At 35.2% G+C, this 17,323-nt stretch carries 25 protein-coding genes; 2 read left to right on the top strand and 23 right to left on the bottom strand.

All coding sequences use genetic code 11. From position 1 onward, the window contains the following. Positions 1-15: 15 nt before the first annotated feature. From ABDZ63_RS11205 to paaA, 7 genes are read right to left on the bottom strand one after another with little or no spacing between them, the layout of a single operon-like run. Positions 16-798: an enoyl-CoA hydratase/isomerase family protein gene (locus tag ABDZ63_RS11205; protein ID WP_343783611.1), complete on the bottom strand. Its 783-nt coding sequence runs from the start codon at positions 796-798 to the stop codon at positions 16-18. Positions 799-801: 3 nt separating this feature from the next. After that, positions 802-1,575 carry an enoyl-CoA hydratase/isomerase family protein gene (locus ABDZ63_RS11200; protein WP_343783610.1) on the bottom strand — a complete coding sequence of 258 codons (774 nt, stop codon included), beginning with the start codon at positions 1,573-1,575 and terminating at the stop codon, positions 802-804. Then, the gene (locus ABDZ63_RS11195) at positions 1,568-1,879 is read right to left on the bottom strand and encodes an EthD family reductase (protein ID WP_343783609.1); all 312 of its coding nucleotides are present in this window, start codon (positions 1,877-1,879) and stop codon (positions 1,568-1,570) included. Before ABDZ63_RS11195 ends, ABDZ63_RS11200 begins: the two co-directional genes overlap by 8 nt. A 20-nt stretch (positions 1,880-1,899) precedes the next feature. Beyond that, entirely contained in the window at positions 1,900-2,397 is a 498-nt protein-coding gene (gene paaD / locus ABDZ63_RS11190; RefSeq protein ID WP_343783608.1) for a 1,2-phenylacetyl-CoA epoxidase subunit PaaD, read from the bottom strand. A gap of 30 nt (positions 2,398-2,427) precedes the next feature. Then, entirely contained in the window at positions 2,428-3,264 is an 837-nt protein-coding gene (gene paaC / locus ABDZ63_RS11185; RefSeq protein WP_343783607.1) for a 1,2-phenylacetyl-CoA epoxidase subunit PaaC, read from the bottom strand. After that, positions 3,240-3,599 (bottom strand): 1,2-phenylacetyl-CoA epoxidase subunit PaaB, encoded by a 360-nt coding sequence (gene paaB, locus ABDZ63_RS11180; protein ID WP_343783606.1) that lies wholly within the window; start codon positions 3,597-3,599, stop codon positions 3,240-3,242. Before paaB ends, paaC begins: the two co-directional genes overlap by 25 nt. A gap of 18 nt (positions 3,600-3,617) precedes the next feature. Beyond that, on the bottom strand, positions 3,618-4,607 hold the full coding sequence (paaA, locus tag ABDZ63_RS11175; protein WP_343783605.1) for a 1,2-phenylacetyl-CoA epoxidase subunit PaaA: 990 nt from the start codon (positions 4,605-4,607) through the stop codon (positions 3,618-3,620). A 254-nt stretch (positions 4,608-4,861) separates the two neighbouring features. Here paaA and paaX point away from each other — a divergent pair, with 254 nt between their 5' ends. Further along, the gene (paaX, locus tag ABDZ63_RS11170) at positions 4,862-5,683 is read left to right on the top strand and encodes a phenylacetic acid degradation operon negative regulatory protein PaaX (RefSeq protein ID WP_343783776.1); all 822 of its coding nucleotides are present in this window, start codon (positions 4,862-4,864) and stop codon (positions 5,681-5,683) included. Between the two features lie 76 nt (positions 5,684-5,759). Here the strand turns inward: paaX and ABDZ63_RS11165 are convergent, their stop codons facing one another. Continuing rightward, positions 5,760-6,293, bottom strand: a complete 534-nt coding sequence (locus ABDZ63_RS11165) for a gamma carbonic anhydrase family protein (protein WP_343783604.1) — start codon at positions 6,291-6,293, stop codon at positions 5,760-5,762. A 159-nt stretch (positions 6,294-6,452) separates the two neighbouring features. Between ABDZ63_RS11165 and ABDZ63_RS11160 the strand changes: the two genes are divergently transcribed. Continuing rightward, positions 6,453-7,451 carry an NAD(P)/FAD-dependent oxidoreductase gene (locus tag ABDZ63_RS11160; RefSeq protein ID WP_425541989.1) on the top strand — a complete coding sequence of 333 codons (999 nt, stop codon included), beginning with the start codon at positions 6,453-6,455 and terminating at the stop codon, positions 7,449-7,451. A 56-nt stretch (positions 7,452-7,507) separates the two neighbouring features. Here the strand turns inward: ABDZ63_RS11160 and ABDZ63_RS11155 are convergent, their stop codons facing one another. The 15 genes from ABDZ63_RS11155 to ABDZ63_RS11085 all read right to left on the bottom strand — a co-directional run bounded on the left by ABDZ63_RS11155 (position 7,508) and on the right by ABDZ63_RS11085 (position 17,307). Further along, positions 7,508-8,020: a hypothetical protein gene (locus ABDZ63_RS11155; RefSeq protein ID WP_343783602.1), complete on the bottom strand. Its 513-nt coding sequence runs from the start codon at positions 8,018-8,020 to the stop codon at positions 7,508-7,510. Positions 8,021-8,049: 29 nt separating this feature from the next. Beyond that, positions 8,050-8,259 carry a hypothetical protein gene (locus tag ABDZ63_RS11150; protein WP_343783601.1) on the bottom strand — a complete coding sequence of 70 codons (210 nt, stop codon included), beginning with the start codon at positions 8,257-8,259 and terminating at the stop codon, positions 8,050-8,052. Between the two features lie 18 nt (positions 8,260-8,277). Beyond that, positions 8,278-8,940: a Tad domain-containing protein gene (locus ABDZ63_RS11145; RefSeq protein ID WP_343783600.1), complete on the bottom strand. Its 663-nt coding sequence runs from the start codon at positions 8,938-8,940 to the stop codon at positions 8,278-8,280. Then, entirely contained in the window at positions 8,940-9,338 is a 399-nt protein-coding gene (locus ABDZ63_RS11140; protein ID WP_343783599.1) for a TadE/TadG family type IV pilus assembly protein, read from the bottom strand. The genes ABDZ63_RS11145 and ABDZ63_RS11140 overlap by 1 nt, the downstream gene beginning before the upstream one ends. 55 nt (positions 9,339-9,393) lie before the next feature. Continuing rightward, positions 9,394-10,215 carry a hypothetical protein gene (locus ABDZ63_RS11135; RefSeq protein WP_343783598.1) on the bottom strand — a complete coding sequence of 274 codons (822 nt, stop codon included), beginning with the start codon at positions 10,213-10,215 and terminating at the stop codon, positions 9,394-9,396. Between the two features lie 10 nt (positions 10,216-10,225). Further along, a complete protein-coding gene (locus tag ABDZ63_RS11130) occupies positions 10,226-11,050 on the bottom strand; it encodes a hypothetical protein (protein ID WP_343783597.1) in 825 nt (274 codons plus the stop codon). A gap of 36 nt (positions 11,051-11,086) precedes the next feature. Then, a complete protein-coding gene (locus ABDZ63_RS11125) occupies positions 11,087-11,917 on the bottom strand; it encodes a hypothetical protein (protein ID WP_343783596.1) in 831 nt (276 codons plus the stop codon). Positions 11,918-12,091: 174 nt separating this feature from the next. After that, positions 12,092-12,892 (bottom strand): hypothetical protein, encoded by an 801-nt coding sequence (locus ABDZ63_RS11120; RefSeq protein ID WP_343783595.1) that lies wholly within the window; start codon positions 12,890-12,892, stop codon positions 12,092-12,094. A gap of 101 nt (positions 12,893-12,993) precedes the next feature. Next, on the bottom strand, positions 12,994-13,635 hold the full coding sequence (locus tag ABDZ63_RS11115; RefSeq protein WP_343783594.1) for a pilus assembly protein TadG-related protein: 642 nt from the start codon (positions 13,633-13,635) through the stop codon (positions 12,994-12,996). Next, positions 13,632-14,027 carry a TadE/TadG family type IV pilus assembly protein gene (locus ABDZ63_RS11110; protein WP_343783593.1) on the bottom strand — a complete coding sequence of 132 codons (396 nt, stop codon included), beginning with the start codon at positions 14,025-14,027 and terminating at the stop codon, positions 13,632-13,634. Before ABDZ63_RS11110 ends, ABDZ63_RS11115 begins: the two co-directional genes overlap by 4 nt. Then, positions 14,011-14,463, bottom strand: coding sequence for a hypothetical protein (locus ABDZ63_RS11105; protein ID WP_343783592.1), 453 nt, complete (start codon positions 14,461-14,463; stop codon positions 14,011-14,013). Before ABDZ63_RS11105 ends, ABDZ63_RS11110 begins: the two co-directional genes overlap by 17 nt. A gap of 10 nt (positions 14,464-14,473) precedes the next feature. After that, on the bottom strand, positions 14,474-15,133 hold the full coding sequence (locus tag ABDZ63_RS11100; RefSeq protein WP_343783591.1) for a hypothetical protein: 660 nt from the start codon (positions 15,131-15,133) through the stop codon (positions 14,474-14,476). Further along, the gene (locus ABDZ63_RS11095; RefSeq protein WP_343783590.1) at positions 15,130-15,504 is read right to left on the bottom strand and encodes a hypothetical protein; all 375 of its coding nucleotides are present in this window, start codon (positions 15,502-15,504) and stop codon (positions 15,130-15,132) included. Before ABDZ63_RS11095 ends, ABDZ63_RS11100 begins: the two co-directional genes overlap by 4 nt. A gap of 82 nt (positions 15,505-15,586) precedes the next feature. Further along, positions 15,587-16,429 (bottom strand): hypothetical protein, encoded by an 843-nt coding sequence (locus ABDZ63_RS11090; protein WP_343783589.1) that lies wholly within the window; start codon positions 16,427-16,429, stop codon positions 15,587-15,589. 296 nt (positions 16,430-16,725) lie between these two features. Next, entirely contained in the window at positions 16,726-17,307 is a 582-nt protein-coding gene (locus ABDZ63_RS11085) for a hypothetical protein (protein WP_343783588.1), read from the bottom strand. Positions 17,308-17,323: the final 16 nt, after the last annotated feature.

Genomic DNA, 17,323 nt, shown 5'->3' with positions numbered 1-17,323 from the left:
CATTAATCTACTTAATTATTTTCCTTGGAAATTCGGTTGACGTTTTTCCTTAAAAGCTTGCATACCTTCTTGATGATCATTTGATAAGCCAGCAATACGCTGAGCTTGTGCTTCCTTATCCAACATGTCTTCGTATGGCGAATGCATGCTATCCATCATATAACGCTTCACTAACGCAATGGCTTTTGTTGGCATATTAGCTAACTGACTTGTAAAGGCATCTACTTTCTCATTCCACTCTTCAAAGTCCACCACTTCAGTTGCTAAACCTAATTCAAAAGCTTCCTTACCTGTAATAGGCTTACCTAATACCGCAATTTCCATCGCTTTAGCATAACCAACTAAACGCGGAAGGTTATAAATAAATCCTGAATCTGGTATTAAGCCTATGCTCATAAAAGCACTAACAAACTTTACATTCGAATGCACTAATCTAAAGTCGCATGCAAGTGCTAAGCTCATTCCAGCACCAGCAGCAGTTCCGTTTACAGCAGCGACTACTGGCTTAGGCGTTTCTTTAATAGCTTTTAACATCGGGTGGTACCTATTTCGTAAAAAGGTTGCGTGATTCGTGCTTTCATCAACACCTTGTAAGTCTTGCCCAGAACAAAACGCCTTTCCTTCACCCGTAAATACTATGCAGCGTACATTTGGGTCTTTGTTTGCCTGCTTTAGAGCTCGTGTCACCTCATAATTCATACCTTCTGTAAATGCGTTGTATGCTGATGGGCGGTTTAGTTTGATCGTCGCAACACCCTTAGCCTCTTCATAAATAATTGTTTGAAAACTAGTTCCCATCAACTACACTCCCTTAAAAGAAGGTGAACGTTTCTCAGTAAAAGCTTTCATACCTTCTTTTTGATCGTCTGAGGCGAATGTTAAATAAAAGTTTTTCCGCTCTAACTTCATACCATCCATTAAAGGTGTTTCATCTGCCACCTTTACTGCTTCTTTAATCAACCTCAATGATATTGGCGCCTGGTTTTTTAACTGATTAGCTAGGCGAAACGTTTCTTCTACGACTAACTCATCTGCTACAACTCGATTAATTGCACCTAAGTTCATAGCTTCTTGAGCACTCATTTGTTCACCTAACCAAATCCACTCAAGTGCTTTTCTTTTACCAATTGCTTTCGTTAGAAGCTGTGTACCGCCTGCACCCGGCATAACCCCTAACTTCACTTCAGGAAACCCGAACTTAGCTGACTCTCCTGAAACAATTAAGTCACAATGAAGGGCTAGCTCAAACCCACCACCTAAAGCAACACCATTAACTGCTGCAATAATCGGCTTATTAATTAATGTTATGCGATCCCATACTGCAAAAGGGTCTTGTAACTCCATCGTTAAAGGTGTTTCATCAATCATTTCCTCAATATCTGCCCCAGCTGCAAATGCACGCGCGTTACCTTTCATAATAATGACACGGACATTGTCATCTTCGTCATATTTTTCTAGTTTCTCTACGATCTCACCAATCATTTGCCGGTTTAAAGCATTTAATACATCAGGACGATTCAGTTGAATTACCCCGATTTGATCCTCTACATACGATTCAATGTATGTATTAGACATTAACAGCAACTTCCTCACCAATTACTAGTGTTACAATATCACCGGCAAATTTCATGACATCTTTTCCAGATGCTTTTCCTTCATCTGTCTTCATTGCTTCTTGCAAAGCTTCATGACTGTCGTAATACATCTCACAGAGTAAGTAATAATCCGTTTTTCCCATCGGAGAACCGACAATTTTTGTCACTTTCATGTCTTTTAATCCTGGAATCTTTTGCGTTAGTGGTGTGTGTACGTTATAGTAATGCTCATCAAACCTCTCCTGATCTTCTGGTTGTTTGTAAATCGCGATTAATTTAACCATTTAAAGTCCCCTCTCATTTATTAATTAATTATATATTCCACAACAGGTTTCATTGCTTCAAACGGGTTTTTACACGAGCTGCAATACAAAATACTACGGCATGCTGTTGGACCAAAGACATTATCCATCGAGGTGTAGTCTGAACCACAATACGGACAATCAACTGACCATTGTTGTCCTGGTTGATAATCTTCTGGTGGAGGTGCTATTCCATGCTTCTTTAGTTGCCTCTTCCCTTCTTCTGTAATGGCATCTGTTGACCATTTTTCTTGGAACGAAAACTCAACTTGGCAGTCTGTCACCAAATCTAGTTCTAAAACAGCTTTCTTAACATCTTCTTTAATGAAGTCTAATGCAGGACACCCCGCAAAAGTCGGAACCATAGTGACAAACACTTGATTGTTGACGACTTTGATTGTGTGAACCATTCCGAGGTCAGCGACACTAACAGAAGGAAGCTCAGGGTCATCGACAGTCTTTAACACCTCTTTAACTTCTTCTATCAATCCATCAGTCACTTTGCCGTCACCTCCTTTTCGTAATCAGACTTACCATACAGCCTTCTCATCACTTCGGTACACTTCAGATAGAGTTTTTAGTGCTTGATTTAAATCTTCAGTATACTCACCTTCTCTGCCACTTCCTAGATTTTTGGCTAGTGGTTTTTCCGGAAATGTTCCGATTGTACTTTCTATCTCCTTTAAAAAACGTTCTTTCAGCTCATCTTCCCCTACAATAATTCCAAAATGCTCTAATTCAGTCGCATGTGGACCTAACTCTAGCACATCGCTAAACTGCCCCCACGCTTCTTCTAACCGCTCTTCTAATCTAGCTTTCGCATGTTCAGTCGAGTTGTAAAGCTGGTTAAACCAAATGCGCCAATGTGCTAAGTGATAGGGTTGTTCCATTAACACTTTTCCAGAGACATTAGCGAGTGGTGTGTACGAACTTTTTGTTAACACTTCCAACTTAACCTTTTTGAAAGATTCATAGAGAAAGTTTCGAACGACTGCTAATGCCCAGTCATAGTATGGTTCTGTTAGATAGTCACCTTCACCGTTTTTCTTCTCAAAGTAAATCGCATTTTTCCTCTCACTCGGGCCACGCTCATGTGCAAGCACATCAGCTTCACCCTCACCTAATTCCTCAAGTAAGGTGTAATACATAAGTGCATGACCCATCGTATTTTGTGTGATCGAGGAGAATGCGACATCTTCTTCAATGTGCGGTGCTAAACCAAGCCATTCAGACCCGCGAAAAGAAATGAGAAAGTCATCATCTGCTAACTGGTAAAGTATATCTTTTAAAGCTTTTAAGTAAGTTTCGTCATTCATTGCATCCTTAGCCGTTTCAACTTGCGTCATTTCTTTTTCACCTCTTTCCATGACATTATTTCTTTCTCATCTAACATACCTTGTTCTTTTTCTTTCCATTTCTTACGTAAGTAACCATATCCTTTTGTTTTACGGTAGTCTTTATTGTCCAGACGTTTCGTTAGGTCTATTCGTTCTTCACTTGTCATCGAACGAATATTACTACGTTTAACAACCCAAACATCTAGTACATCTTCACGTCGCATGAAGTTTTCAACTGCCATATTTAAAGCCATTTCCTCATTAGGGGCTAACAAGCTAAATTGATATTGCATGGGCGTTTTATTACTTTTCTTACTAAAAACTTCATATTCTTGGTAAAAGTTAGATTCATGCGATTCCGACATAAAACCTCTCCTTTCTCCTTATTGACCAACAGCCTCACGTGATAAAGCTTGCCTTACCCAACGGTTGTTTTCATAGGCAATCTCACGTAAACGTAGACGTTCTTTAGAGCGTGGTCCTTTGTTTTTAATAATTTGTTTAAATTCATTCCAATCTGGTTGTTGATAAACCCAATGTTGTTTCTCTTCATCATAGTGAACAGTTTCATCTGGTACGCTCAGTCCTAATGAAAATACACGAGGCAGATATTTATCGAGAAATGCTTGTCGTAATTCTTCGTTGGAGTTTTTACGAATGCGGTATTTAATCATCGTGTCTTGTTTGGAAGATCCGGTTGTGTCAGCTGAACTTGGCCCGAAGAACATAAGAAGTGCTGGCCACCAGCGGTTAAGTGATTCTTGTAAAATCTGTCTTTGATGCTCTGTACCTTCAGCTAATGCCATAATGATGGCTTCTCCATGTTGTGCGTGGAATACTTCTTCCTGGCATATGCGTTGAAGTGCACGTTGGTAGGGGCCATAAGAAGCATCTAACATGTTTGTTTGTGAAATGATGGCTGCACCATCAACTAACCATCCGACCATGCCAGCATCCGCCCAAGTTTTCGTTGGCATGTGAAAGACGTTGTGAAATTTAAGATCACCACTTAATAGATCTTCCATTATGTTTTCACGGTTTTGATCATATGGTTTCATCAAATCCTCAGCGACTCGTAGTAACAGTTGACCATGGCCCATCTCATCTTGAACCTTTGCCATAATCCCTAGCTTTCGTTTCATGGTTGGTGCTTTAGGTACCCACTCTTTCTCAGGTAAAGCACCCATTATTTCACTAATACCGTGCATTGAAATTAATTTAATAAGGCCTTGCCTGTAATCATCTGGCATCCAATCATCTGGCTCGATTTTCTCTCCTGCCTCAATTCGTGCCATGAATTTTGTATATTTCTCTTGGTCATGATTTGATTCATGAGGCTTTTCAGAACCACCATATTCAATATAGTTATACATACAGAAGCATCTCCCCATCACGATTATTTAACGTAATCATATCAAAACGTTACATAAACTTCAATATAAATATTTTAATTTTCAAAAAATATAATGAACTACTCATTTCATTATATGTACGGTGAAAAGGTTAATATTCGTAGATTTGCTTACGTTCAATTGGACATATTGATAAAAAAAGAATGAATAATTCACCAATGTGTAGTAAACTAGTTATTAAACAATCAACTAGAAAAGAAGGATCTGATAAAGAAATGGATAAACAGTTTAAGACACGCTCGATGATTTTTACGTTATACGGTGACTACATAAGGCATTATGGAAATGTTATTTGGATTGGAGGTTTAATACGTTTATTAGAAGAATTCGGACATAATGAACAATCGGTACGAGCGGCCATTTCTAGAATGAGCAAACAAGGCTGGCTTCAGTCTGAGAAAAGAGGGAATAAAAGTTACTATTCCTTGACTGAACAAGGGAAAGCCCGAATGGAAGAGGCTTCAAAACGAATCTATAAATCTGAATCACCTCAATGGGATGGTAAGTGGCGAATGCTTGTCTACTCCATTCCTGAAAGTAAAAGACACTTAAGGGATGAACTTAGAAAAGAATTAGTTTGGAGTGGTTTCGGTTCATTAACAAACAGTTGCTGGATTACACCAAATCCACTTGAAGAACAAGTTCACCGCTTAGTTGAGAAGTACGATATTGCATCTTACATTACATTTTTTAATGCAACATATGAAGGAATGAGCTCACCTCACGATTTAGTTAATGAGTGTTGGGATTTAGGTGATGTTAATGCTAAATATTCACAATTTATAAAGGCGTACAGTGAGAAGTATTATATCGATAAAAACTTAGTCGAAAAAGGGGAGATTAGTGATGGGCAATGCTTCGTAAAATGTGCATCACTAGTTCATGAATACCGGAAGTTTTTATTTGTCGACCCAAACTTACCTGAAGAACTGTTACCTGATCAATGGTTAGGGGATTCCGCTGCGGCATTATTCTCTGATTATCATGAATTACTACAAACACCAGCCACACGCTTTTTTGAATCTGTCTTTGAATAGGGAAGTCATCGGATTATTTAGGAATCCGATGACTTCTTTCATTCTCCGATTAATCTACTTGCTTAGATAACACCATTTATGTCCTTGAAACTCGTTCAAAAATATCCGGGTCATTAAATTCTTGCCCTTTTTCCGCGTAAACTTTAATTGTTTCTTCGATCATTGCAAGATCATCATCTGTTAACTCACGAACGACTTTACCTGGTGATCCTAATACAAGTGAACGTGGTGGGATCACTTTACCTGATGGAACTAAACTGTTCGCACCAATAATAGAGTACTCACCAACTTCAGCTCCATCTAACACTGTTGCGCCCATGCCAACGAGCACACCCTTTCTTAACGTACACCCATGGACAATGGCGTTATGGCCAACTGACACTTCATCTTCTAGAGTAAGCGGAAACTGTTCATACAGGTGACACATGGAGTTTTCCTGTATATTGCAACGATCACCAATTCGAATAGGTCCTTCATCACCTCGTACTGTGACATTGAACCAAATGCTAGATTCCTTTCCGATCTCAACATCACCAATAACTCTAGCGTTATCTGCAATAAAAGCTGTCTCATCTATTCGTGGGGTATGATTCTTGTAGCGGTAGATCATAACCATCCCTCCTCATTAATCTGCAACTTTAATATAACATATTTTTGTCATGTCGTTTTTAGTTCATAATATATTGACAGTGTAAAGTAACTTTTGTATTCTTTTATATAACATAAATGTTAATTACCGTTTAAAAAACGTTATAAAGGGAGGGTGGTCATATTGAATGACCGCATATATGATATTACAGTAATTGGAGCTGGGCCAGTAGGGTTGTTTACAGCTTTTTACGCAGGAATGCGAGAGGCTTCGGTCAATGTTATTGATAGCATGCCCCAAGTTGGAGGGCAATTAGCAGCTTTATACCCTGACAAATATATTTATGATGTTGCTGGGTTTCCTAAGGTGAAAGCACAAGAATTAGTCGACCACTTATACGAGCAAGCTAAAACATTCTCACCTTCCATCCATTTAAAAGAATCAGTGACAGAAATTAACCGCATCGATGACCATTTCGAAATATTCACCAACAGTAGAACACACTACTCCAAAACAATTATTATTACTGCAGGTGCCGGAGCATTTCAACCACGAAAGCTTAAAATAGATCAAGCCGAACAATATGAAGGTGGAAATTTACATTACTTCGTTCATAAATTAAATGCGTTTAAAAATCGACGCGTACTTATCTGTGGAGGCGGTGACTCAGCAATTGATTGGTCATTAGCGTTGGAGCCAATCGCTAAGCAAGTCACACTTATTCATAGACGTGAACGCTTTCGTGCCCATGAACATAGCGTAACACAGTTAAAACATTCAACAGTTAACATTATGACGCCATTTGAAGTTGATAATATAACCGGAGAACACAACCGCATCGAACAAGTTGCTGTTAAAGAGGTTAAAGGAGAAAGAATTAACATAATCGATGTAGATGATGTCATTGTAAACTATGGCTTTGTTACTTCATTAGGACCACTAAAAACATGGGGAATTGAGCTTCAAAAAAATAGCATCTTCGTTAACTCCAAAATGGAAACGAATATATCAGGAATCTTTGCTGCAGGTGACATTTGTACTTATGAAGGTAAACCGAAGCTAATTGCAACAGGATTTGGAGAAGCGCCCATTGCAGTTAACCATGCTAAGTCATTAATTGACCCTAAGGCTAAGCTAAGCATTCATAGTACCCATCTATTTGAGAAAGCAAGGTCGTAAACGAATCAAAAATAGCCCAGCTAAGACTAATATAGTCAGCTGGGCATTCTAATGCTCTATTCCTCAATTTCCTCTAAAGTAAAATCATGTTCCTCAGATAACTCTTCTATTTTATCATCTGCTTCCATCATTAACTGCTCAGCCTCAATGTACAAGACTTCAACGTCTTCATATAATTCAAATGATTCTTCCTCTGTAATTTCACCGTTAGCAAGTTGTTCAAGAAGCTCAAAATCAGCATATACTGCTTCACTCCATACCTGAACCTGTTCATCTCTCATACCATGATACTCCAAAGCAACGTCACTATCAGGAGACTGTGACGTCACAAATTCCACAATCTCATCAACAATTGGTAAAAACTCATCACGTTCTAACTCATAGACCTCTTCTATTGAAGTTAAATTCATCGCTTCTTGAGCAAGTACATCCATCTCTTCACCTTTTTCTTCCCATAAGTCTACAAAACCATTGTGGTATTCAATTAATTCTTCTGTTTCCGCAGATGTACATGCTGCTAGTAATACCGCCAAAACAAGTCCCATAAGTAAACTTTTAAACTTCTTCAAATCCCTTCATCTCCCTTTATATTTTTATGCTACACCGCCTCGTGTAGTTCTTTATGTCTTATTGCATTAAGGTGGTTTTTTCGTATTAACGGTAGAGCTGTACCAACTATAATAGCTGTATAAGGAAACCCACCTGAACCTCCTAACCAATCAATGGCCATTACAGGTACAACAATAATGTAAATAAATAACATTAAAATCATATAAAACCTGCGCCATCTTTTTTCGGATTTTGACAATTTGATTCTCTCCTCTCATTAATCCAATGGAATAGTATTAGAACTAGGCCAAATGACTTCTAAAAAATCTATCGTTGGACCCGCTGATTCTTGATACACATTTTCGTTAATCTGCCCCACAATACTATCTAAAGATGTTGATTCAAACTCATTGGCAGCCCTTACATAAAAACGATTGTCACTTACGGTTAATACAGCACCATCTAAAACTCCGTTGTTTCTTTGAATAGTATTTCTTGCTTCATTAATTACACTCGTTCTTACTTCTTCGTCTTGAAGTAAACCACTTAAAGTTGTTCTGACTATTGGCTCATTTAATTCTTCTGTTAACACTTGGTTAAATGCCTCTATATTAATTTCATTTTGCGACCAACCTGTATAACCGCCTGAACTAGAAAGTTGGTCAACTCTGTCGGAGACTTTTTCATTGAAATCCTCGAAAAATGCTAGTAAGGATCCTTCCAACGTCTCATCTTCATATTCATCTATAACCCTACTAACCTCTTCATAAAATACACTTGTCGCAGCCAAGCTTGCTTGTTGAACTGTAGTAGAGGATTGTTCTTTAGTAGCTAAAGCACTCGCCATGTTTATAACTAATATAAACATGACCATTATGATACTTAGCATCCCAAGAACGAATATGGCAATGTTTCCTCTTTCATTTAGATAATTTTTCATTACTCAATCACCCGACCATGGGCTGAAGTAGTGAAACTTATTGAGGGTGTACTCCAACCTAAAATCTCATCAGGTAAGAATATTAGACTTATACTCACATTGATGTCGGCGTCAAAGTTCTTTCCAGTTACATTAAGACTAGAAACTGAACCTTCTAAGTAATCACCCGTTGATGTTAAAATTCGATTAGCTGCACTTGATGCTTCAGTAGAACTTTGTGTTACTGAATAAACCTTTGCGTACTCATTGGCAGCTGACTGAGCAACCAAATATCCGTTCACACCAACAATAAACTGAATTAATACAGCTAACAAAATCAACACAAGTGGAATGATCCCCAAAAATTCAATTGTAACTGAACCTTTGTTGTTTCTAACCCTTTTACTCAGTGTTTGCATAGGATTCACCTTTACTTTTGGATTCTTAAATCCCCTAAAATCTAATCTTCTCGATCTAAACAGTAAGTTTTTTGGGATACCTTAAGTGGCTTATTAAAACTTTATTGGACCTCCTTTGTCTTTCTTCAAAATCTTTTTGTACAGACTTAATATATTCCTCTTTGCTCATACTCTCTGGGTTATTTATGAATGTAATTTCATTCAAATTTTCCATTATATTACCTTTATCTTTACAGTGTTCGTCAAGATAGGTTTCTACTTCACTATTAAGAAGATTTTTGCTTTCCGATTTATATTTAACAACCTCTCTGATACTTTTAAAAGTATCAATAGAGTCATAGAAACCTTTTACTTGGGTGTACTGAATATAATCGATTTCATTATTCACTCTGTTCAAGTATTTAACATCTTCTAGTGAATACTTATGATTTTGGCTTTTTAAAGCATAAAACTGGTCAAAGTCCTTCATTATCTTAATTAAGTCACCCTGTAGTCTCAATGACTTGTCTATAGATTTAACTCCAGCTTGCAATAGGTTAAGTTCTTCTGTACTTAAATGTACTTGATTAATTACACTGTTTAAAAATTCCTTAGTCTTTTTAAACCCAGTCATGTTAATGTTTCTTCTTTCTTCACCTAAGTCTTTTATGGTACTCAATCGTCTGATCAACAGAACAAACCAATGGAACGCGTTATGATAATCTTCTTTAGAGACATTCTGATTAAGTGTAAAGAAAACAGCACCACTTGTTTTACTAAACCTATAATAATAAGCAAGAGAATAATTATTGTTGTTATAAACCAATTCATGTTGATCAATTCTATAGGATTCTAGAAACCTTTTATACTTTTTTACAAAACCATGTTCAGTAGACATTCTAGATCCCTCACATTAATTTAGGGTATCTTAACTCTTTCATTAGACTTCGATTCGATAATTGTTGCCTCTTAACAAAATCTTTCTGTACAGCATTAATATATTCTTCCTTACTCAATTCATCGAGTCCTTCCACATGAGTAATGTTATCTAGTGTTTTCCTTAGTTTTTCTTTATTCATACAATGTTCCTTTAGGTAAGTTTGAATTGCAGTATCCATTAATCCCTTTATCTCTCTTCGCTTATATACAATGTTATTAATCTCTTGAAAAGTGTCTACAGATTCATAAAAATCCTTTACTTGATGGTATTGTATATAATCGATTTCATTATTTACACATTGTATATATTCTACATCTTCTATTGAATACTCATGATTCGGTTCTTTATCCTTTAAGAACTGATCAAAATCATTCATTAATTTAACTAAATTTTTTTGTAGCGATAATGCATATCTAGTAGAGTCAATACCTTTTTGCACCAATTCGTATTCACTTTGTGACAGACTTACTTCTTTATCCACTCTCTTCAAGAATTCATTAACCTTCTCAAAACCAGTCATATTAATATTTCTTCTTTCTTCACCAACGTCCTTTATAGACCCTAAGCGCATTAATAGAAGTGTAAACCACTCAAATGCTTCTTTGTATTCCCTCTCTGAAGCACCTGGTTCAAGTGTGAAAAACGCCCCTCCCGTATCTTTTTTTAGTACTTTATAAAAAGCTAAATAATATCTTTTATTGTTATAAACAAGTACTTGCTGATCGATCCAATAACTTTCGTAAAACTTCTTGTATTTCTTTGCAACCCTGTGAATATCATTTACTTTCACCACATTAAACCCAACTCCTTAGCCTAATAATCTACAGCACTATAAAACCAAATCATTTGGAAACCTTAATTCTTTCATTAAATCTATATTTAATCTTTTCTGCCTCTCAACAAACTCTCTTTGCACAGCATCAATATATTCGTCCTTATTCATTTGGTCTGCACCTTGGATAAATGTAATATCATCTAGGTTTTTCCTTATGGATTCCTTTCCTTTACAGTGTTCATTAATATAAGTTGCCACTCCATGGTTAGTTAATTTCTTTACTTCACTATTATTATTAGCAATATCTCTAATTCTCTTAAAAAGGCTTATTGAATCACGGAACCCTTTTACTTGTGTATACTGTATATAATCTATTTCATTGTTCACTCGTTGTAAGTATTGAACATCGTCCGTTGAATACAAATGGTCAGGGCTTTTAGAGTTGTAAAACTGGTCAAAGTTCTTCATTAGTTTTAATAAATCATCTTGTAACTTCAGTGATTCAGAAATAGACTTAATCCCTTCTTGAAAAAGTCTATGTTCTTCAGATGATAATCTCACCTCATTTACAACGCTCTCTAAGAAATTTTTAGTCGTTTTAAACCCTATCATATTTATGTTTCTTCTTTCTTCACCCAAATCTCTTATGGTTGCTAAACGCCTAATTGAAATGATAAACCACTCAAAAGCTTCTCGGTATTCAACCTTTGAAGCACCAGAATCTAATGTAAAGAACACAGCTCCAGTATCCTTTTTAAAGGCTTGGTAAAACCCCATATAGTATTTTTTACCGTTATATAGAAGGGTTTGCTGGCCAACCCAAGACCTTTCATAAAACTTTTTATACTTTTTAACGAATTTTTGAACCCTTTTATCATTTGTCATTTAATTACCCCACATTACTATGAAAACCAACCTTTAACAGTCCCCCATGCATTCTTGGCTGTTTCTTTCGTCGTATTCCACATAGCTTTCCCTGTGTCTTTAACATTGCCTTTCCAATGGTTATCTACAAGGTAATTAGTTAAGTTTTTAACTCAACATTTCTTAAATCTTTCTTTAATTTTGGGAAATACTTTTTTGATTGTTAATGGCTGACTCTTTGAAAAGCCGTTTGTGCTCCTCTTCCGTCAAAGACTCCATATGATCAACACGTTTTAGTTCTTTTAAATTTCTCTTAGCTTCCACTTCACCTCTTACTATTAACTTTATATAAAAAGCTACTTCTCGATCGATATACTTTTTAATCTCGGGTTGTTGCTTTTTGACCTTTTTAGCTTGCTTAAGTAACTTAGCAGCATCTAGTGACGCTTTTACTTGGTAATATTGGATATAATCAAGATCTGCCATTACTTCTAATACATGATCAATATCAGATTCATAAAACTTCTGACCTGTTTCTGATTTGTCATCTAAATAATCTTGATAACTATACATAACTCGATCATGATTACTTTGACATTGTTGAACTTGTTTTAATGCTTGAGAACACTGTTCAAACAATTTCTTGTTACTTTCAGTTAAATTAACATTAGATAGCACTTCCTCGACAAAACCCTGCGTCGCTTTGAACCCTTGCATGTTACTTTCTAACTTAAATTCTCCTTCTAAGGCTGAGATAATAAAACTTAGTAAGTAAACCAATTTTTCATATGCATAATTAACTTCTTCTCGGGTTAAGCTTTTCTTTGTTGAAATTAGAGCTGAACCATTGTGTTTTTTAAAAACTTTAGTATTAAAAGAAGAAATATAATAGTCTTCTCCATTTATGTTTATATGATTTGGAGATATTCTGTAGTTTTCATAAAACTTTTTGTATTTTTCCGTTTTATTTATAATTAAACTATCGGTAACTTTCATGAATCACCTTCAAGAATATTAAAATTTTTGTGAAGTCATAGAAAAAGGAAGTGTTAGGCATGGCCATTTATTCTTGTGGCCTAGAGTCCTTTTTATAATTTTTACTCAAATATATTTTTTAAGAATATTAATTGTGGTCCATAACCTTTATTAGGGATCTGTTCTTCAAATGTTGGAATGATATCACCATCAGAAACACTACTAAATGTTGCTGTCGATTCAACTTCTAAACGCCAATCCTCTTCTGACAAAATTACTATAGTATCCTCTATACTCCCATTGTTATCAACAATTATGGATTGAACAGCGGAAAGTATCTGATTATGCAAACCAACATTCATAAAATGGTTCTCTATTGTTACTTTTAACAAATGTCGCTCTTCAATCTCATCGGGCAGCACATCATTAAGTGCATAAACATAAGCCTGATGAGGATTCATTCCAGTTGAGACATAAGATTCTTGTTGTTCATCAATTAATTCTTGAACTTTCTTGAGTCCTTCTTCTATTTCTTCTGCTGGTACCAGCATTTCATCGTACTCTTCAACAGCTGTTAAAGTTTCTTCAATGATGACACTTGACCCCGCAATGGCTGCTTGTTCAGTAGCTGATGACGCCTCCATATTAACCACAAATGCCTTTGAAATATTCACTAACAGTAGAAAGATGACTGACATGACGATCATTAAACCTAGGAAATATAAAGCAACATTACCTCTTTCCTCACGTAAAAGCCTCTTCATTCTAATAACACCTGACCAGTTGTTTTTTCTTCTAGCTTTATAGATGTTGAAGGTCTCCAGTCAGTGGGGACAAAAACTAGAAAGTGATTAACTTCTAAACTTAATTCAAAGCGACCATTATAATGGTTGTTAATACTCATGTCTTCATAACTTAATACTGTCGTATCACCAATTACATCAATCATTATTTGCTCTGATTCGCTCAAATCCCTAGTAATAGCATAGTTTTTTGCCCCTTCGTTGGCAGCTAATTTTAAAGTATAGATAGCATAACCAGATGCCACTACTTGCCAAAGAATTAAAAATAGCATAAAAAATAATGGCAGAATTCCTAAAAACTCTAAGCTGAAAGATCCTTTTTCATTGTTTATAAGCTTAAGCCGTTTGTTCATGGAATCGCTCCTGGTTAACCTCACTTAAATACCGGTTAATCTTGTATTGCAAATAAAAAATGTGAAATATGAATAGTAGGTATTTGTTAATTTCAAGCCCCTCAAATTCTTCTAACAACTCTTTCACTCTAAAAATTGAGAAGTACAGTAATGCTAAGAAAAAATATACTAGGATAAACTCCAATGATTCTATATGAACTAAGCCATACGGTGTAAAAATTAATTCACCTACTAAGGCAAGTAACAAAGAGATCACTAAATAAATCGTTGCAACAACCCACCATCTAAACGGTATATAATGTTGTTGGTTGATAGATTGGAAGTGTTTCTTCCTCTTTAGAAACCAAAAGCCTATATAAGCGCCTAGTGTTATAAAGGTCATAATGATCATGAGAATCAAATAAGTTTTAGGCAACGGGAGTACATCTTGTTCCATAGCAATCCTCCTATGCGGTTGTCAAAGCAACACTTCTATACCTTTGTGTTAAATAAAAGATTAGTATAGGAAAAATTAATGCATTTACTAATGATCTAGCAAACCCAAAAACGATCACACTATTCTCAAAGTTCGAAAGCGACATCATCATCAATCCCCACACAAGTACATGAAGGCTTATAATGATTACAAAATCAAACAGTAAGGATATATTTTCTTTTAATAAAACTCTTCCTACTTGTCTAAAGATATCTTTTATCTTCTTATAATCTACAAAGAATGGAACGAGAAGTATGATTAATAAAGCCATTATTGTTGGGATAAATAAAAGGACACTTCCCAACACTCCTGCGATATAGACAGGGATTGTAATCATTATGATAAAACCAAAGTGTTTAGCAAACTCATAGATTAAATCCATCAAAGTACTTTCTTCTTCATCTTGCAAATCATTTTCTGCCATCCTTCGAAAAACCGGAATTACAAGAGTAAAGTTCACAATGATTAGGAACAAAGCATACAAGTTTGCATATTGGCTTTGATCCAACTCTTGCATTAAATAAACCATTCCAAAATAACAAATAATTGATAGAGGAATAATGATTATAACCGATAACAACATAATTTGAATGAGATAACGATTATATATACTAAAGCTTTCCTTAATCATATAGCTACCTGCTCTCTTCTCTTAATAATTGGTATAACAATAATTGCAGTTAGCATCGATACAAACGTACTATAAATAAAGTTCTCTTGTATTAAAGCTGGATTTAATAAAATAGGAATGCTTAAAACAAAATTTGAAAATATAAAGTTTATTACAGTTAATGTAATGCATCCTAAAAACGCCGCGAAGTACGGTGTTTTCATATTCCAAAGAGACGCTAATATTCCGATGCTAATATATGAAACTAAAAAACTAATGATAATCATCCATTCAAATGCAAATAGAGAAAAGAACCCCATTAGAAATGAAATAACAATTGTAATGATTAGTGATACACCAATTGCTTGGATAAATGCACGCAAGCTAAACATATTAGGCCTCCTCTTTTTCGTTAAACCAATTATCGGAATAAGTCGGTATTTTAAGATCATAAACTACCCTAACTCCATAACGTCACTTAGTGTCCACCAAGATTGGTAATCTCAAGTCTTTCTTTAAATCTGGCAAAGCCTCTTTTTGATTACTTAGAGCTAACTCTTTAAAAACTTCTTTGTGCTCTGCTTCTGACAAATACTCAATATTTTTTACATGTGTTAGTTGTTTCAAGTTTTCTTTTGCTTTTGTTTCTAAGTTAATTAATTCATTGATGTATGTTTGTAAACTATTATTAACTAGTTCTTTCATGGAGTTTGATTCATTAATTTGTTCACTTATAAATGAGGTCAGTTTTGATGCTTCCAGTATATTTCTTAATTGCTTAAACTGAACATAATCAAGTTCTGCCAATAAACCTAGTAATTCATTAATATCAGTTTCATAAAACTTCTGCTCTTCATTTGCTTTGTTCAAAAGGTATTTTTCACTCTCAGACATAATGTCATCATGTTTTTCCTGATATTTTTGAACAGCTTTTATAGCATCTAAACATTGTATATATACTCTCTTATCAGATTCAGTTAATTCAAATTCTGATAATACTCTAATAATAAAATCCTGAACGGCTTTAAAACCTGCCATATTATTATCTTTTTTCTGTTTTCCATCAAAGATAGAATTTATAAAATTGTGTAAGTATGTTAATTTTTCAAAAGCTTTTTCAAGCTCTTCAATTGTTAAGTCATTCTTTGTAGACACTACAGTGAGAGCACTTACTTTATTAGCAAACTTTGGCCTGTAATAAACAACATAAAAGTCTTCTCCATTAATGTTTAAATGATTTGGTGATATTTTATAATTTTCATATATGCGTTTTAACTTTTTAGTTTTTTGTACTATTAACTGATCTGTTACTTTCATAGTAGTACATCATCCTTTCAATTTAACCTACTACGAATCCCAATACACTTGGTGGTATAAAAGGTATTGAAATGATTATGAGAAGACCTAAGTGTTTAACAAACTAAAAAATTAACTCCAACATGGTACTCTTTCTTGCAATTCATTATCTACCAGTCATCGAAAAACTGGAATTACTAGAGTAAAGTTCACATATTGACTTTGAGTCTCCTCATTTTCATTAGACCAATTACTCTTCCGCCATAACCTCTTCCATTCTCTTCGGTTTGATCAGCATGATTGGATATATATTATATTTACTCCTCCGCCAATACTTCATCCATCTTCCTTGGTTTGATTAAGAGAACAGGTGCAACAAACCAACAAAACAATGAGAAAAGAAAAGTATATAAAGAGGCTTGTAAAGGATCAGTAGTTTGAGAATACAGGCTATCAGCATAAACACCTGACCCAAATATCAATAACATACTTGATAAAATGATATAAACCCTCCCTAGCCTCGTCTTATAAGGCTTATTTACACTTAGTGCAACCTCTTCAGAGAAAAGATAAGGAACTAGCAACATCGAAATAACAAGTAATACGCCGACCCAAAATGAAATTGAACCATAAATAAATACTAAAAACGGTACAGCAAAAAAGATTGCAAATCCGTTTAGCATTACAAAGCTAGCTAATGAAAAATACCTTCTACGCTGCCCCTTGTATAACATCCATAAAATAAAATAAGAAGTGCTACAAACGGTTGCAATAATTAAGTTTAGAATCAAAATACCCCAAGTTTCTAAAAACGCACTTGCAAGGACGGCACATAGATACATCAATAATGATAATTGGATCACTTTACTCTCTTTTAAACTAAGATTGGCTTTAGACAAAATACGCCCCTCCTTT

Origin of the sequence: Alkalibacillus silvisoli, from assembly GCF_039521975.1 — a bacterium.
Lineage (GTDB): Bacteria > Bacillota > Bacilli > Bacillales > Alkalibacillaceae > Alkalibacillus > Alkalibacillus silvisoli.
The sequence above is the reverse complement of the archived record's forward strand: the minus strand, read 5'-3'. Positions and strand labels throughout refer to the sequence as shown.

Bases quoted from the DNA above. Each gene is read 5' to 3' on its own strand.
- ABDZ63_RS11205 (WP_343783611.1), bottom strand. From the start codon at position 798: ATGGGAACTAGTTTTCAAACAATTATTTATGAAGAGGCTAAGGGTGTT.
- ABDZ63_RS11200 (WP_343783610.1), bottom strand. From the start codon at position 1,575: ATGTCTAATACATACATTGAATCGTATGTAGAGGATCAAATCGGGGTA.
- ABDZ63_RS11195 (WP_343783609.1), bottom strand. From the start codon at position 1,879: ATGGTTAAATTAATCGCGATTTACAAACAACCAGAAGATCAGGAGAGG.
- paaC (WP_343783607.1), bottom strand. From the start codon at position 3,264: ATGGAAAGAGGTGAAAAAGAAATGACGCAAGTTGAAACGGCTAAGGAT.
- paaB (WP_343783606.1), bottom strand. From the start codon at position 3,599: ATGTCGGAATCGCATGAATCTAACTTTTACCAAGAATATGAAGTTTTT.
- paaA (WP_343783605.1), bottom strand. From the start codon at position 4,607: ATGTATAACTATATTGAATATGGTGGTTCTGAAAAGCCTCATGAATCA.
- paaX (WP_343783776.1), top strand. From the start codon at position 4,862: ATGGATAAACAGTTTAAGACACGCTCGATGATTTTTACGTTATACGGT.
- ABDZ63_RS11165 (WP_343783604.1), bottom strand. From the start codon at position 6,293: ATGATCTACCGCTACAAGAATCATACCCCACGAATAGATGAGACAGCT.
- ABDZ63_RS11145 (WP_343783600.1), bottom strand. From the start codon at position 8,940: ATGAAAAATTATCTAAATGAAAGAGGAAACATTGCCATATTCGTTCTT.
- ABDZ63_RS11140 (WP_343783599.1), bottom strand. From the start codon at position 9,338: ATGCAAACACTGAGTAAAAGGGTTAGAAACAACAAAGGTTCAGTTACA.
- ABDZ63_RS11135 (WP_343783598.1), bottom strand. From the start codon at position 10,215: ATGTCTACTGAACATGGTTTTGTAAAAAAGTATAAAAGGTTTCTAGAA.
- ABDZ63_RS11125 (WP_343783596.1), bottom strand. From the start codon at position 11,917: ATGACAAATGATAAAAGGGTTCAAAAATTCGTTAAAAAGTATAAAAAG.
- ABDZ63_RS11120 (WP_343783595.1), bottom strand. From the start codon at position 12,892: ATGAAAGTTACCGATAGTTTAATTATAAATAAAACGGAAAAATACAAA.
- ABDZ63_RS11115 (WP_343783594.1), bottom strand. From the start codon at position 13,635: ATGAAGAGGCTTTTACGTGAGGAAAGAGGTAATGTTGCTTTATATTTC.
- ABDZ63_RS11110 (WP_343783593.1), bottom strand. From the start codon at position 14,027: ATGAACAAACGGCTTAAGCTTATAAACAATGAAAAAGGATCTTTCAGC.
- ABDZ63_RS11105 (WP_343783592.1), bottom strand. From the start codon at position 14,463: ATGGAACAAGATGTACTCCCGTTGCCTAAAACTTATTTGATTCTCATG.
- ABDZ63_RS11100 (WP_343783591.1), bottom strand. From the start codon at position 15,133: ATGATTAAGGAAAGCTTTAGTATATATAATCGTTATCTCATTCAAATT.
- ABDZ63_RS11095 (WP_343783590.1), bottom strand. From the start codon at position 15,504: ATGTTTAGCTTGCGTGCATTTATCCAAGCAATTGGTGTATCACTAATC.
- ABDZ63_RS11090 (WP_343783589.1), bottom strand. From the start codon at position 16,429: ATGAAAGTAACAGATCAGTTAATAGTACAAAAAACTAAAAAGTTAAAA.